The organism is Streptomyces azureus, from assembly GCF_001270025.1.
Taxonomy (GTDB): Bacteria; Actinomycetota; Actinomycetes; order Streptomycetales; family Streptomycetaceae; genus Streptomyces; species Streptomyces azureus.
Genome location: NZ_DF968291.1, coordinates 42,974 through 57,187, shown reverse-complemented (window position 1 = coordinate 57,187; position 14,214 = coordinate 42,974). Strand labels below are relative to the sequence as shown.

Genomic DNA, 14,214 nt, shown 5'->3' with positions numbered 1-14,214 from the left:
GGTACGGGCGCGGGGCCCGTGTCGCCGGTGGAGTCGTCGTACAACTGCCCCCACCAGTCGTCCTCGGGACCGGTGGGCCTTCCCCCCTGCTGGCTCATGCCCCTGATTGTCCACCGCACGGGCCGGATGAAAACGGGGCTTGGGGAAAAACCGGCCTTCCACGGCCCCGTGAACGGCGCGTCGAGTGAGCCGTAGAACGGTCATGCGATATGAGGGCGTCATGAGGGCATATCGGCGGCCGCGACCGGCTGACCTGCGGGTCTGGGCCACGGCCACGCTTCTGACCTGCGCCTTCTCCCGTGTTCCGGCAGTCTGGTCAGATGGGAGTGTGGGACCTCCTGCTGGTCGGGCTGGTCATCCTGCTCGGTCTGTACGGAGTGCTGCTGCCCGCGGTGCCCGGATCCTTGCTGGTGTGGGCCGCGGTCATGTGGTGGGCGCTGAAGGATCCGCAGCCCGTCGCATGGTGGGTCCTGGTGGGGGCCACGGTCCTGATGTTGGTCTCCCAGGGCGTGCGCTGGGCCCTGCCGCCCCGGCGGCTGCGGGCGAGCGGCGCCACCCACCGCATGTTGTCCTACGCCGGAGCGGGGTCCGCCCTCGGCTTCGTCCTGCTCCCCGTGCTCGGCGCGATCCCCGGCTTCCTGGCGGGTATCTACCTCGCCGAACGCCTCCGCCTCGGCCGCCACGCCGAGGCCGTCGCGGCCCTGCGCACGGCGATGCGCGCGGGCGGCTCCAGCGTGCTGGTGGAACTGTTCACCTGCCAGCTGATCGCGGCGGCATGGGTGGGGGCCGTTTTCGGGGCGTGAGAGCACCCCCGGGAACACGCCTGGAAAACGGCCCCCAACGCACCTCGGCGCCTACAGCACACCCTCGTGCGTCAGCAGCCGCACCTTGCGCTCCAGGCCGCCCGCATAGCCGGTCAGTGTCCCGTCCGCGCCGATCACCCGGTGGCACGGGCGGACGACCAGCAGCGGATTGGCGCCGATCGCCCCGCCCACGGCCCGTACGGCCGCCCTGGACGCTCCGATGCGCGCGGCGATCTCGCCGTAGGTCACGGTCGAGCCGTACGGGATGTCGTCCAGCGCGGCCCAGACCTTCTCCCGGAAGACGGAGCCGTCGGTGCGCCACGTCAGCCGGAACTCCTTCAGTTCCCCGGCGAAGTAGGCGGCGAGCTGCTCCTCGGCCTCGTGGAAGGGCCCCCGGTCCTGCCGCCAGTCGTCCCGCACCACGCGTCCGCCCTTCTGCCCGGGCACGCACAGCGAGGTCAGGGCGCCGTCCGGGGCTGCGGTCAGGAGCAGCGGCCCGAGCGGGGAGGCCACGTTCGTCCAGTACGTCGAGGTCATCGGAACTCCCACTTCCCTGCCGCGCGCAGGTGGTTCAGGGCGTACGAGCGCCAGGGGCGCCAGCTGTCGGGGACGTCCGCGCCGGGTGGGGCCACGTCCGGGTCGCCGAGGGCGCGGGTGCGGATCTCGGCGATGGTGCGGGCGTCCAGGCCGGGCACGGCGCGCAGGGCGTCCTGCGCGTCGTCCCGGTCGGCGCCGGGGTCCAGGCGTACGGCGTGGTCGGCGAGGGCGGCGGTGAGCGCGCCGAGGGTGCCGCCGGGTTCGGCGCCGGCGAGGACGGCCGGCTCGGGGAAGAGGTGGGTGAGGCTGCCGCAGGGGGCGTCCAGGGCCTTGCCGTAGCGCCGCACGAGCCGTTCCGCCTCCGCCCGGCCGACCAGTGCGCGTACCGCGAGTTCCTCCGGGTCGGCGGTGCCCGGCGAGCGCAGGCCGGGCCGGGCTGCGACCAGGGGGGCCAGTCCCGGGTCGGCGCCGAGGCGCTCGTCGACGGCGTAGGGATCGGCGTCGAGGTCGAGCTGCCGCCGCAGCCGCTGCACGGCGGTGGTCAGGTCGCGGGGGTCGGTGAGGTGCAGCCGGGCGTCGAGCCAGCCGCCCGGGTGGGCGCCGGACCCGGTCCGGACGGTGCCGGGGCGTTCGTCGACGGCGACGATGCCGGTGCCGTACGGGAGGCGGAGCGTGCGCCGGTAGGTGCGCGCGCCGGGCGGGCCGCCGACCTCTTCGATGCCGGGCACGGCCTCGCGTTCCAGCAGGTCGAAGACGGGGCCGGCCTGGTACGGCCCGCGGTGGGCGAGCCGCAGCGGGATCCCGGCGTTCGGGGTGGCCGTACGACGGGCCCGGCCGTTCTTCGGCGCTGCGGCGGCCCGCAGCTCGCTCGGGGTCGAGGCGTACACGGCCCGGATGGTGTCGTTGAACTGCCGCACGCTGGCGAAGCCCGACGCGAACGCGATCTCGGTGATCGGCAGGCCGGTGGTCTGCACCAGGACGCGCGCGGTGTGGGCCCGCTGGGCCCGGGCGAGGGCGACCGGCCCGGCGCCGAGCTCCGCGGTGAGCTGCCGCTGCACCTGCCGTGCGCTGTAGCCGAGCCGTCCGGCGAGACCGGCGACGCCCTCCCGGTCGACCACGCCGTCGGCGATCAGCCGCATGGCCCGGCCCACCACGTCCGCGCGGACGTTCCACTCGGCGGAGCCGGGCACGGCGTCCGGGCGGCACCGCCGGCAGGCCCGGAAGCCCGAGCTCTGCGCGGCGGCGGCCGTGGCGAAGAACCGTACGTTGGCCCGCTTCGGGGTGACGGCGGGGCAGCTCGGACGGCAGTAGATGCCGGTCGTCTCGACGGCGAAGAAGAAGGCGCCGTCGAAACGCCCGTCACGACTGCGCACGGCTTCGTACCTGGGGTCTTCCCTCGTGTCCGCGTCCCTCACGCTGTCCAGTCTCCGCCGCCGGCGGTAGTGCCGCTGGCGGAAATCGGACACGGCGCCCGGGACGCCGCCCTTCGGTACTACGGGACGTAGCACTCGGTGTCGTAGTACCAGTCGTCGACCCCGTTGAGCCGCAGCCGGCCGGCCACCACGAAGATCGACTCGTTGCCGACACGGACGGTCGGCGCGAGACATCCGCGGGTGAAGCCGGCGTTCAGCGTGGAGCTCGCGCAGTCCACGTTGCTGCCGAAGTTGCTGCTCACCGCACCACCGATGGACACCGCCACGCTCGCCGCGTTCTGCACGACCAGGACGGCCTGGCCGTACCTGCTGCCGTTGATGACGGCGCAGACCTTGAACTTGACGTTGCCGGAGACCTTGTGGGTCTTGTAGGCACCGCAGTGCCAGGTGGAGTTGGTGCTCACCGCCTGCCAGTTCTGCGCGGCGGCGACCGCACCGAGAGCTCTGAAACGCATGTCGTCCCCCTCAGTCCGAACACGTGCCCGCCCCCGGGCGGCCGTTGATCATATCCGGTCGGCGCGGCGCGGTTACGAACGCCAGCGCGGTCCGCGCTTCGCCTCCATCGCGGCCTTTCCGATCGCGCCCTTGCGCTTCCAGTCCTTGCGGATCTCCGCCCGGAGCCGGGCGTCCGTCTTGGCGACGATGCGCTGGTTCTCCCGCAGGAGCTTGCGGTAGCTGTGCAGCCGCCGCTCCGGCAGGTCGCCGCCCTCGACGGCGGCCAGCACGGCACACCCCGGCTCGGCCTCGTGGGCGCAGTCGTGGAAGCGGCACCGCTCGGCGAGTTCCTCGATCTCGGAGAACACCTGCCCGACGCCGGTCTCGGCGTCCCACAGCCCGACGCCCCGCAGTCCGGGCGTGTCGATCAGGACGCCCCCACCGGGCAGCGCGAGCAGATTGCGGGTGGTCGTGGTGTGCCGGCCCTTGCCGTCGACGTCCCGGGCGGCCTGGACAGCCATGACGTCCTCGCCGAGCAGCGCGTTGGCGAGGGTCGACTTGCCCGCGCCGGACTGCCCGAGCAGCACGGACGTACCACCGCCGACGATCGCCGCGACCACGTCCAGCCCGGCCCCGTCGACGGAGCTGACGGGCACCACCGGCACGCCGGGCGCGCTGGTCTCCACGTCCTGGACGAGGTGGGCGACGGTCGCGGCGTCCGGCACGAGGTCGGCCTTGGTGAGGACGACGACGGGCTGCGCCCCGGACTCCCAGGCGAGCGCGAGGAACCGTTCGATACGCCCGAGGTCGAGCTCGACGGCGAGGGACACGGCGACGATGGAGTGATCGACGTTGGCCGCGAGGATCTGCCCCTCGGACCGCTTGGAGGAGGTGGAACGGACGAAGGCGGTGCGGCGGGGCAGGTACGCGCGGACGTAGCGCGGGTTTCCGCCGGGTTCGACGGCGACCCAGTCGCCGGTGCAGACGACCCGCAGGGGGTCGTGCGGGGTGACGAACGCCGTGTCGGCGCGCAGCACGCCGTCAGCGGTGACGACGTCGCACTGCCCGCGGTCGACCCGGATCACGCGTCCGGGCAGCAGTCCTTCGGTGGCGAAGGGGGCGAACTCGTCCGCCCATGCGTCGTCCCAGCCGTAGGGGGCGAGCGCGGAGAAGACAAATGAGGCAGAGCTGGAAGTCAAGGGTGACCCTTCCCAGGTCGGCCCCCGGCCCGACAGTCGGTCGGTCAGCCGGCGGCCACGGAGGTGGACTTGATGGATTCCTGGATGCGGGCAGCGCCCGTCGCAATGACAGCCATCGGTCAACACCTCCTCGATCCTCGACTCTTGGTGATCCCTCGACTCCTCGTGGAACCGCCGTCACGGTATCCCGTCACGGCGGAGTCGCGTCAACTGCTTTTCGCGCAGTCCTGGCCGTTCAGCGTGAAGTCGTACGGCGGGGAGTTCTTGCCGCGCCAGGAGGCGAGGAAGCCGAAGGCCAGGTCGCCGCCCGCGGCGACCGACTTGTTGTAGTCGGCGGCGGTGGCGGTGACGCGGGAGCCGTCCTGGGAGACGGAGGCGTCCCACATCTGGCCGACGTGCTGACCGTCGCGGAAGGACCAGGACACGCGCCAGGAGTCGAGGGACTTGCTGCTGGTGACGGTGACGGTGGCCTGGAAGCCGTCGGGCCACTGGTTGACCAGGTCGTATTCGACCCGGCAGGCGGGGCTCTCGCTCTCGCCGCCCTCCGTGGGAGAAGAGGTGCCCTGCGGTTCGGTGTGGCGGTTACTGCTCTCCGGTTTGCCGGGCTTCTCCGACTTGCTCGTGTCCTCGGTTGTCTTGCCGGCCGGCTTCGAGGTCGCGGGAGGCAGTGTGGGGGCGGACGGCAGGGGCGGGTCGGGGTTGGGGTCGGCCACCGGCTGACGGCCGACATCGCCGCGTGCTCCGAGGTCGTCGCCGGAGCCGCCGAACGGCATCATCGAGACGCCGAGCGCGAGGACGGAGACCAGGACGGCGGCGACGAGGAGGCCGTTGCGGGCGACGCGCGCCTTCTGCTCCGCGTCCTCGGGTTCTCCGGTCGCCTTGTCCGCCGGGCCGGGGCGGCCGGCGCCGAGCCGTACCTCGGCGGCGCGGCGGCGGCGCTCCAGGTAGGCGAGGCCGCCCCAGCCGATCACCCCGCCCGCCAGCGCCCCGGGAAGTCCGCCACCGTGCAGGCGCAGACAGGCCGCGGCTTCGGCGCACTGGACGCAGGTGGCGAGGTGCCGGGAGAGGTCGCCCGGCGTGTCGGCCGCGGAGGAGCGGGTGACGGCGTCCAGCAGCCGGGCGTAGCTGCGGCACTGGGCGTCCATCGGGGTGTCGAGGTGGTTGCGGTGGCAGCGGTCCCGGAACAGGGTGCGCACCTGCTGGAGTTCGTCGGCGGCGGTGGCCGGGTCGAGGCCCAGGCGGCGGGCGACCACGGACAGCGGCAGCGCCTCCACCTCGGCCAGCCACAGCAGTTCCGCGTCGGCCTGCTGGAGGTCGCGCAGGCCGCGCAGCGCGAGCGGGCGCGTCAGGGGCGGGCCGGTGTAGCGGGCGGCCTTGTCCGAGTTGAGCCACAGGCGCAGGTCGGGGTCGAGTTTGTGGCCCTGCCCCTCCTCTTCCCAGGCCGCGGCCGTAGTGCGTACGGCGGTCAGCAGCAGGGGTATCCGGGGCAGCCGGACCGCGCGGCGGCCGGCGCTGCGCACCTGGCCGGTCTCGGCCGCACGGGCCTCACGTGTGCCGTGTGCGAACGCCTCGCGGCCCAGCTGTGCGGCGGCGGTGGAGCCGGACGTGCACAGGTCGGCGTAGGCGAGGACCGCGTCCCAGCACTCGGAGAACAGCGCGGCCTCGGCGGCGTCCTGAGGGGTCGGCAGGTCGGGCATGGGTCTCCTGCATCCACAAGCGAGGTCAACTCACCGTATTGGCAATGGAGTTGGGGGGAACCTCGAGGCAGGGCAAGAGCTTTTCACGCCACCCACACAACTGACAAGCGCCCTGTTCGGATATCACGACAGGGCGGCGTGCCCCCCACGGCTCCGGCGTCTGTATGCCGTACGGGTGCAACCGCCCTGCGACTCAACGCCGTAGCGCAATGATGCACGACGTCATCGAAGCGTTATCAAACAGCGGTGGGTTCGTCCGCCGGCAGGCTGTCCATGAAGGAGCTGACCGAGAAGACCGCGCGTCCGGCGCCGGGGGGACCGTAGCCGGGGGGCGAGGAGAGGCCGAAGTCCTCCATGGTCTGCCGGTACGCCTGGAGCAGGCGGATGTGGTACTCCAGCGGCGCGCCCTGGGGGTTGGCCTTGCCGAGCGGCGTCGTGGGCTCCGGGCACCAGGTGGTGAAGCGGGGCGTGATGCCGTGCGACATGAAGAAGCGCAGGCCCTCGGTGGTGGAGGCGATGGCCTCGTCGACCGTGGTGAAGCCGAACGGCTCGGCCATCTCCACGCCCGCCACGAAGTTGGGGATGACGTTGCGCGCGCCGAAGATGTCCGCCGAGTCGAGGATGCGCTTGTGCCACTCGTCACGGCCGACGTAGCGCTCCTTGCCGGGGCAGTACATCTTGAACAGGTACTCGTCCCACACCTCGTAGTTGGGGTGGTAGATCTGCACGCCGTAGTCCTTGAAGCGCTGGACGTCGTCGCGCGGCAGCGCCTGGGCCACGACCTTGCCGATCCAGCGGCCGGGGAAGCGCTCCTCGATGGCCTTGGCGTAGTGGCCGTAGAAGTCGGCCTCGTCGCGGCCCGCGACCGTCTTGGTGATGGCGCCGCCGGTGAGGGTGTAGGCGGTGGAGGCCTTCGCCGTGTCGTAACGGTCGATGATCTCCAGGGCCTCCAGGACCTCCTCGACGTCCTTCACCCCGGTGTACGGGCGCCCGGCGGCCTTGTGCTGGCGCCAGTTGTGGTTGATGTCGCAGTACTGGCACTCCTCCTTGGCGCCGAAGTACTGGCAGACCCGGAAGACGGTCAGGTAGATCAGGTAGCCCCACTGGATGGTCGGGGCCACCTCCATGACCGACTTCCCGCTCGCGAGGGTGTGCCGGTAGTACTCGGGCATCGGCGGCACGCCGACGTCGGAGATCCGCTTGCCGTCGAGGTAGAGACCGAGCACGCCGTCCTCGTTCGCGGCGACGCGGTAGGGCGAGGACGGGTTCACGCGCACCGAGACGACGGTCCGGCGCAGGTCGTACGGGCCGCCGGTGAGGATGATCTCCTCGGGCGGCCGGCGCAGCGCGGCCTCGCCCAGCTCGGGCAGGGTGCCGTGGTCGAAGGAGAAGATGAAGTACGACTTCGGCTTGACCTCGCCGCCCTCGTTGTCGCTGAGCGCGGACGGGTCGAAGGCCACACCGCCGCGGAGCAGGTCCTCCTTGAAGACGGCCTCCCGCGGGACATGCGGGAACCGCTCCATCAGATCCTCGACCAGCGCGGTACGGCTGCCGCTGCCCATCCCGACTCTCCTCCCGGTTCGGACGTACGACTCCTCACGTTATGCCCATGGGTGCGCGAGGCCGGTACCGGGTCCCCCTGGCTCGGGCGTATGCCCCTTATGTCCGCAAGTTACTGCCGGACCGTGATCAGCGGCCTGACGACCTGTAGCGTGCCGGCTCGCGGCGGAGCCCACAGCCGCGGGTACGAAGGAGCGGGGATGCCGGGAATACGCAGCAGGATCACACCACTGAGCAGGATGGGCGGCCTGGCCGTCGACCCGTGGAAGTCGGCGCGGCGAACGGCCGGGGTGGTGGCGTTCGGAGGGGCGTCCGCGGCGGCCGTCACTGGCCTCGCGTACCTGACCCCGGGCTCGGAGGCGGTCCCCATCATGGTCGGGGTGGCCCTGTGCATCGCCTTCGCCTTGTTGTTGCTTCTTCTCCATCGAGCCGTGTGGCTGGCCGTACTGTCCGCGGTGCCCGCGTTGTTCGTCCTCTTCGGCGCCGTCCGGTACGCGCCCGAGGCAGCTCTGGAACAGCGCGGCGTGCGCGAGAGCGTGGTGATCGTGGCCGACACCGCGGCCGGCACGTCGAGCAGCAACCATCGCTTCACCCTCCGGGGCGCGGACGGAAAGGAGCTGGAGGAGAAGCTGGGGTTCGATGGCGACGCCTGGGCTCCGAAGGTGGGTGACCGGCTCGACGTCGTTCGCGACCCCGAGGGCGCGGTCCCGATGGAGCAGGCGGATGACGTGGATGCCGCGGGCCGACTGGGCGGCCTGGTCGGCGGCACGGTGACGTGGACGTTGATGGCGGTGTTGGCGGGCCGGCGCGGCCATGTCCGTCGCCGCCGGGGGCGCGACTCCCTGTTGTACCAACTCCTGTGATCCCGAGCGTGCGCATGCCGCTTCGCAAGGATGAGGGCGACGCTATGGACATGCCCGAACGTGCCGACAGGCAGCACTCCGACGGAGGGGACGCGCTCACCGCGGGATGCCTCCTGCTGCTCGTACTGGTGGCGGACGCTGCGGCCGGCTTTCTGGTGGTCCTCCTGCTCGCGGTACGGGGGCTGGGCCGGATGGGCGCCGGCTCCGGGCAGACACCAGCCGGCTCACTGCCTGCGGACTGGGCGCCACTGCTGTGCTTCGGCGCCCTGGCCCTGGCAGTGGGAGCGACGGGCGTCCTGCTGCTGCGGCTCGGGCACCGATTCACCGGGGCGGTCCAACTGGTGTTCTGCACCGTCCTGGCATGCCACGCGCTGGGGTCATGGCCCTGACCAGATCGGCTCCTGCGCCGGCCCCGGCGCCCGACTACCCCCTCAGGCCCCGCGCTCCAGCGCCGCCAGGTCGACCGCGTACGCGAGTTTCCCCCCGGCCAGCAGCCGTTCGGCCTCCTCGGCGACCGTCAGCCCGAGGCGGGCCAGCTCGTTGCCCTGGGAGCCCGCGAGGTGGGGGGTGACGAAGGCTCCGGGCAGGTCGTAGAGGGGTGAGTCGGCGGGGAGCGGCTCGGGGTCGGTGACGTCGAGGATCGCGGTCAGGCGCCCGGCGCGCAGTTCCGCCACGAGGGCGTCGTGGTCGACCAGGGCGCCGCGCGCGGTGTTGATCAGCACCGCCCCGTCGGGCATCAGGGCCAGCTCGCGGCGGCCGATCATGTGGTGGGTCTCGGGCGTCTCGGGGGCGTGGACGGTGACGATGTCGGACGTGCGCAGCAGGTCGTCCAGCGGCAGCAGGGGGACGCCGAGCGCGGCGGCCTGACGCTCGTCGACGTACGGGTCGGTGAGGGCGGGCCGCAGATCGAAGGGGCGGAGCAGTTCGAGGACGCGGCGGCCGATGCGGGAGGCGCCGATGACGCCGACGCGGCGGCCGTAGTTGCCGATGCCGGGGACGACGCCCCAGCCGGAGGAGGTGCGGGTGGCGCGCATCCGGTCGCGGGCGACGAGGACGTCCTTCCCGGCGAGCAGGATCATGGCGAGGGTGTACTCGGCGACCGGCAGCGCGTTGGCGGCGGCGGCCGAGGAGACGGCGATGCCGCGCCGCCAGATTCCGGGGGTGGCGAAGGACTTGACCGAGCCGGCCGAGTGCAGCACGGCGCGCAGCCGGGGAGCCGCGTCGAGGACCGCCTCGTCGAGCCGGGGGCAGCCCCAGCCGGTCACCAGGATCTCGGTCCGGGCCAGCGCCTCGCGCACGCCCGGGTCGGCGAAGTCCCGCGCCACGAGCGCCGGATCGATGTCCACCGACTCGCGCAGCCGCGCCAGCACCTCGGGCGGGAAGACCTGCGGCACGTTCTCGGCGGTCATGGCGAACAGTGCCTGGGGGCGCTGGCTCAAGGAGGTGACCTTCCGGCTCGGCGGCGCGCTGAGGGAGACGGTTCAGCGAGACACGCATGGATGGGCGGCCCGGGGCAGAAACCGCTCTCTACAACTTCTCCACGGTAGGCCGCGCCGGGTGGCAGGAGCAATGGACGGAAGGAGCGTTGAACGGCACGGCGAGGTAGGTTCCGGCGGGGGCTCTCCCGGTCCCCGCTGTCTCGGGGAAGGACGACGCGATGGACGGGACCGTGACCAACTGGGCGGGGAACATCACCTACGCGGCCAAGGAACTGCACCGGCCGGGCTCGCTCACCGCGCTGCGCGCGCTCGTCGCGGACAGCGACCGGGTGCGGGTGCTGGGCAGCGGACACTCGTTCAACGAGATCGCCGAGCCGGGCGCCGAGGGCGTCCTGCTGTCGCTGGCGGACCTGCCCCCGGAGGTGGACGTCGACACGGCGGCCCGCACCGTCCGGGTCGGCGGCGGCGTGCGCTACGCGGAGCTGGCCCGCCGGGTGCACGGCGAGGGCCTGGCCCTACCCAACATGGCGTCGCTGCCGCACATCTCGGTGGCCGGGTCGGTCGCGACCGGCACCCACGGCTCGGGCGTGCTCAACGGCCCGCTGTCGGCGGTCGTGCGCGAGGTGGAGCTGGTCACGGCGGACGGCTCGACGGTGACCATAGGCCGGGACGAGGAGCGGTTCGGCGGAGCCGTCACCTCGCTCGGGGCACTGGGCGTCGTCACCGCGCTCACCCTCGACCTGGAGCCGGCGTACGAGGTGGAGCAGCACGTGTTCACCGAACTGCCCTTCCAGGGGCTGGACTCCGGCACGTTCGAGACCGTGATGGCGACGGGGTACAGCGTCAGCCTGTTCACCGACTGGGGTGCGCCGGGCTTCCGGCAGGTGTGGCTCAAGCGGCGCTCCGACCAGCCGCTGCCCGCCTTCCCCTGGGCCGCTCCCGCCACCGAGAAGATGCATCCCGTGCCGGGCATGCCCGCGGTCAACTGCACCGAACAGTTCGGCGTGCCGGGGCCGTGGCACGAGCGGCTGCCGCACTTCCGGGCGGAGTTCGTCCCGAGCAGCGGGGCGGAGTTGCAGTCGGAGTACCTGCTGCCGCGCGGGCACGCCGTGGAGATGCTGCACGCGCTCGACGCGCTCCGGGAGACCATCGCCCCGGTGCTCCAGACCTGCGAGGTGCGCACGGTCGCCGGCGACGACCAGTGGCTGAGCCCCTCCTACGGCCGGGACACCGTTGCGGCGCACTTCACCTGGGTCGCGGACACACCGGCGGTGCTGCCGGTGGTGCGGCGGGTCGAGGAGGCGCTGGCCCCGTTCGGAGCGCGGCCGCACTGGGGGAAGGTGTTCACCGTGCCCGCGTCCGCCCTGCGCGTGCTGTATCCGCGGCTCGGCGATTTCCGGGCGCTGACGCGGGAGCTGGACCCGCAGGGGACGTTCGCCAACGCCTTCGTGCGGAACGTGCTGACGGACGCGTAGCAGGAGGGGCCCGGCCGTCCGGTGGTGGACGGCCGAAGCGTCAGGTCGTGGCGTGCGGCCGGCCGGGGCCGCTGGGGGTCGTGGCGCGGTCGGCCTCGTCCTTGATGAGCAGGGAGAGCAGCGCCGCCACGGTCAGACCGGCCTCGGCTGGGTGCCGCAGCACCTTGCCGGGGTCGATCCGGTACGTGTTGGTGCGGCCCTCCCGTGTGTGGGAGAGATAACCGTCCCGCTCCAGGTCGGCGATGATCTTCTGGACGGCGCGTTCGGTGAGCCGGCAGTGAGCCGCGATGTCCCGGATACGCGCACTGTGGTTGTCGGCGATGGCTGCCAGCACCCGGGCATGGTTGGTGAGGAACGTCCATCCGGTGTGTGGCTCGGGCACTCCATCCATGCTCCAAGTCTACCGACCAGGCGTACACGCATTCAAAAACACGTACTGCGTTTCGTGTATTGATTGACGGGTGTGGGGTAGAGGGGCAACGCTGGAAGGCGGAGGCACGGCGAACAGACAAGGGAGAACGGGGCCATGCCGGACACTGCGCACTCGGTGACGGCGATCCCGCCATGCATGGCGACCATGGACGTCGTACCTGACGGCGACCGGATGACCGTCACCGTGTGGGGCGAACTCGACCTGGGCAGCCGGCAGCTGCTGCCGGATCTGCACGACACCCTCACCTTGTCGGGCAACGGCATCGACCTGCGTCTGGACGCGGTCGGGTTCTGCGACTGCTCCGGGCTCAACATGCTGCTCGACCTGCGGACGCATGCCCTCGACGAGGGCAAGACGGTCACTGTCCGCTCCTGCGGCCCCGCGGTCGAGCGCCTGCTCGATCTGACCGGTACCCGGGAGCTGTTCGCGGCCCGGGGCCCGCAGCAGGACGCCGTACGCCCGGCCGCCGACGAGCCCGGCCCGCCCAAGGGCGACGAGGACCAGGACCTCCGCGCGGAAGTCACCCAGCTGCGACGGGCCATGCAGACCCGGCCGACCATCGACCTGGCCCGCGGCATCCTCATGGCCTCCTTCGGCCTGAGCCCCGAGGGGGCCTGGAGCGTACTGGTCAGGACCTCCCAGAACACCAACACCAAGCTGCATCATCTGGCCCGGGACCTGGTGGGCACCGTGCACGGCGGCACACTGCCCGAGCCGGTGCAGCAGCAACTCGCGGCGGCCGTCGCGAGTACGGCCCCCTGAGCGAGGCGCCGGCGTGCCCCGGGAACGAGACATCACCTGAGGCAGGGTGATCAGGCTGCGATCAGCCACCACCGGTCCCCACCGGCCCTCACCTGGAGCGCACTTTATAAAGCCCCTTTCCTAACCCCTTGTCGAAAGTCCCGGCAGCCCATAGCCTTGCGCCGCGCCGGTGCCGAAGTCGACCCGGCCCGAGCCGGCCTGGGAAGGGATGGGCACCCCGGTGAAGCGCACATCACGTGACATCCGCACCGCGAACCGCTACGAGGTGCTGCGCCAGATCATCGCCGAGTCACCGACCTCCCGGCAGGAGCTGGCGGCCGCCACCGGCCTCAGTCTCGCCACGGTCGCCACACTCGTCGGCGAGCTGCTCGAACTCCGCATGATCACGGAGGTCGGCTTCGAGGACTCGGCCGGCGGCCGCCCCCGGGGCCTGGTGGCGGTCAACAGCTCGGGGGGCGCGCTGATCGGCGTCGATATCGCCGAGACGTACGTCCATGTCGAGCTGTTCGACCTGGGACTGAACGTCCTCGCCCGCGCCGAGGAGGACGTCCGCGCCGGCGAGAGCCTGCCGGAGCAGGTGGTGGGCCATGTGGCCGCCGCGGTCGGCTCGGTGGTCACCCAGGCCGGCATCGAGGGCGCCCGGGTGCTCGGGGTCGGGGTGAGCGTGCCGGGGCAGGTGGACCGCGCCACCGGCACCTCGGAGTACGCGCCCAACTGGGACTGGCACGACGTACCGCTGCTCAACCTGCTCACCGAGCACATCGCCTATCCCCTGTACCTGGACAACCCGCTGCGTGCCAGCGCGGTGGCCGAGCTGTGGTTCGGGGCCGCGCGCGGGCGGGGGGACGCCGTGGTGGTCAACCTCGGGACCGGGGTGGGGGCCGGGCTCGTCCTGGGCGGCGGGCTGCACCGCGGGGTGAGCAACAGCGCCGGGGAGTGGGGCCACACCACGATGGTCCTGGACGGACGCCTGTGTCGCTGCGGCAATCACGGCTGTGTGGAGACGTACGTCGGCGCGCGCGGCATCATGCTGAACCTGCGTGAGATCGGCCCCGACAGCGCGCTGCTGCACCCGGACGACCAGACGGCGACCATCGACGCCCTGGCCCGCGGGCTCGCGGCGGACGACCCGGTGGCGCGCCGGGCCGTTCATGAAACCGCGCGTTATCTGGGAGCCGGCGTCGCCGATCTGGTGAACCTGTTCAACCCCGAGATCGTCGTGCTGAGCAGCTGGGTCGCCCGCACCCTGGGCGAACCGCTGCTGCACGAGGTGCGTGAGGCCGTCGCCCGGCACGCGCTGCCGCGACCGCTGGCCGCCACCGAGATCGTCCTCTCCCCGATCCCCACCGACCCGGTGTGCCTGGGCGCGGCGACGTTCGCGCTCGAAGGGGCGCTCCAGACCGCCGGGCAGAGGAACGGCAAACGCACCACCCTCGCCAGAAGCACCACCCCCGCGCGGAGCCGCACCACCGCTTCACCCTCGTAGCGGCGGAAGCAACTCCTCCGCCACCCTGCGTGTTCGAAATCGCGAACCGGACACAACGCTTCGAACAGACTTCGTCCAACCCCTTGCCGAAG

Annotated in this window: 14 protein-coding genes; 6 read left to right on the top strand and 8 right to left on the bottom strand. The window is 72.1% G+C overall.

What is annotated here, in order from left to right:
* Positions 1-320: 320 nt before the first annotated feature.
* Positions 321-803: a DUF456 domain-containing protein gene (locus AOQ53_RS19145; protein ID WP_059418900.1), complete on the top strand. Its 483-nt coding sequence runs from the start codon at positions 321-323 to the stop codon at positions 801-803.
* Between the two features lie 51 nt (positions 804-854).
* Here AOQ53_RS19145 and AOQ53_RS19140 read toward each other — a convergent pair whose 3' ends face one another.
* From AOQ53_RS19140 to AOQ53_RS19115, 6 genes are all read right to left on the bottom strand, one after another.
* Positions 855-1,340, bottom strand: coding sequence for a methylated-DNA--[protein]-cysteine S-methyltransferase (locus AOQ53_RS19140; protein ID WP_059418898.1), 486 nt, complete (start codon positions 1,338-1,340; stop codon positions 855-857).
* Positions 1,337-2,755, bottom strand: coding sequence for a bifunctional transcriptional activator/DNA repair enzyme AdaA (locus AOQ53_RS19135; protein ID WP_059418896.1), 1,419 nt, complete (start codon positions 2,753-2,755; stop codon positions 1,337-1,339). The genes AOQ53_RS19140 and AOQ53_RS19135 overlap by 4 nt, the downstream gene beginning before the upstream one ends.
* 77 nt (positions 2,756-2,832) lie before the next feature.
* Positions 2,833-3,228 (bottom strand): hypothetical protein, encoded by a 396-nt coding sequence (locus tag AOQ53_RS19130; protein ID WP_059418895.1) that lies wholly within the window; start codon positions 3,226-3,228, stop codon positions 2,833-2,835.
* A gap of 72 nt (positions 3,229-3,300) precedes the next feature.
* Entirely contained in the window at positions 3,301-4,407 is a 1,107-nt protein-coding gene (gene rsgA / locus AOQ53_RS19125) for a ribosome small subunit-dependent GTPase A (protein WP_059418893.1), read from the bottom strand.
* A gap of 206 nt (positions 4,408-4,613) precedes the next feature.
* On the bottom strand, positions 4,614-6,104 hold the full coding sequence (locus AOQ53_RS19120; protein ID WP_059418892.1) for a cellulose-binding domain-containing protein: 1,491 nt from the start codon (positions 6,102-6,104) through the stop codon (positions 4,614-4,616).
* Between the two features lie 236 nt (positions 6,105-6,340).
* Complete coding sequence (locus tag AOQ53_RS19115) at positions 6,341-7,666, bottom strand: radical SAM protein (protein WP_059418890.1); 1,326 nt, start codon at positions 7,664-7,666, stop codon at positions 6,341-6,343.
* Positions 7,667-7,864: 198 nt separating this feature from the next.
* Between AOQ53_RS19115 and AOQ53_RS19110 the strand changes: the two genes are divergently transcribed.
* The gene (locus tag AOQ53_RS19110; RefSeq protein WP_059418888.1) at positions 7,865-8,527 is read left to right on the top strand and encodes a hypothetical protein; all 663 of its coding nucleotides are present in this window, start codon (positions 7,865-7,867) and stop codon (positions 8,525-8,527) included.
* Positions 8,528-8,577: 50 nt separating this feature from the next.
* Positions 8,578-8,916 carry a hypothetical protein gene (locus AOQ53_RS19105; protein ID WP_059418915.1) on the top strand — a complete coding sequence of 113 codons (339 nt, stop codon included), beginning with the start codon at positions 8,578-8,580 and terminating at the stop codon, positions 8,914-8,916.
* 42 nt (positions 8,917-8,958) lie between these two features.
* Here AOQ53_RS19105 and AOQ53_RS19100 read toward each other — a convergent pair whose 3' ends face one another.
* The gene (locus tag AOQ53_RS19100; RefSeq protein ID WP_059418886.1) at positions 8,959-9,966 is read right to left on the bottom strand and encodes a hydroxyacid dehydrogenase; all 1,008 of its coding nucleotides are present in this window, start codon (positions 9,964-9,966) and stop codon (positions 8,959-8,961) included.
* 218 nt (positions 9,967-10,184) lie between these two features.
* On the opposite strand from AOQ53_RS19100, the gene AOQ53_RS19095 reads away from it, so the two are divergent.
* Complete coding sequence (locus AOQ53_RS19095) at positions 10,185-11,441, top strand: D-arabinono-1,4-lactone oxidase (RefSeq protein WP_059418885.1); 1,257 nt, start codon at positions 10,185-10,187, stop codon at positions 11,439-11,441.
* 40 nt (positions 11,442-11,481) lie between these two features.
* Here the strand turns inward: AOQ53_RS19095 and AOQ53_RS19090 are convergent, their stop codons facing one another.
* A complete protein-coding gene (locus AOQ53_RS19090) occupies positions 11,482-11,832 on the bottom strand; it encodes a helix-turn-helix transcriptional regulator (RefSeq protein WP_059418883.1) in 351 nt (116 codons plus the stop codon).
* Between the two features lie 135 nt (positions 11,833-11,967).
* Between AOQ53_RS19090 and AOQ53_RS19085 the strand changes: the two genes are divergently transcribed.
* Together AOQ53_RS19085 and AOQ53_RS19080 are read left to right on the top strand one after the other, a co-directional pair.
* Positions 11,968-12,636, top strand: coding sequence for an ANTAR domain-containing protein (locus AOQ53_RS19085; RefSeq protein WP_063888913.1), 669 nt, complete (start codon positions 11,968-11,970; stop codon positions 12,634-12,636).
* A gap of 220 nt (positions 12,637-12,856) precedes the next feature.
* The gene (locus AOQ53_RS19080; protein WP_059418914.1) at positions 12,857-14,122 is read left to right on the top strand and encodes an ROK family transcriptional regulator; all 1,266 of its coding nucleotides are present in this window, start codon (positions 12,857-12,859) and stop codon (positions 14,120-14,122) included.
* Positions 14,123-14,214 lie beyond the last annotated feature (92 nt).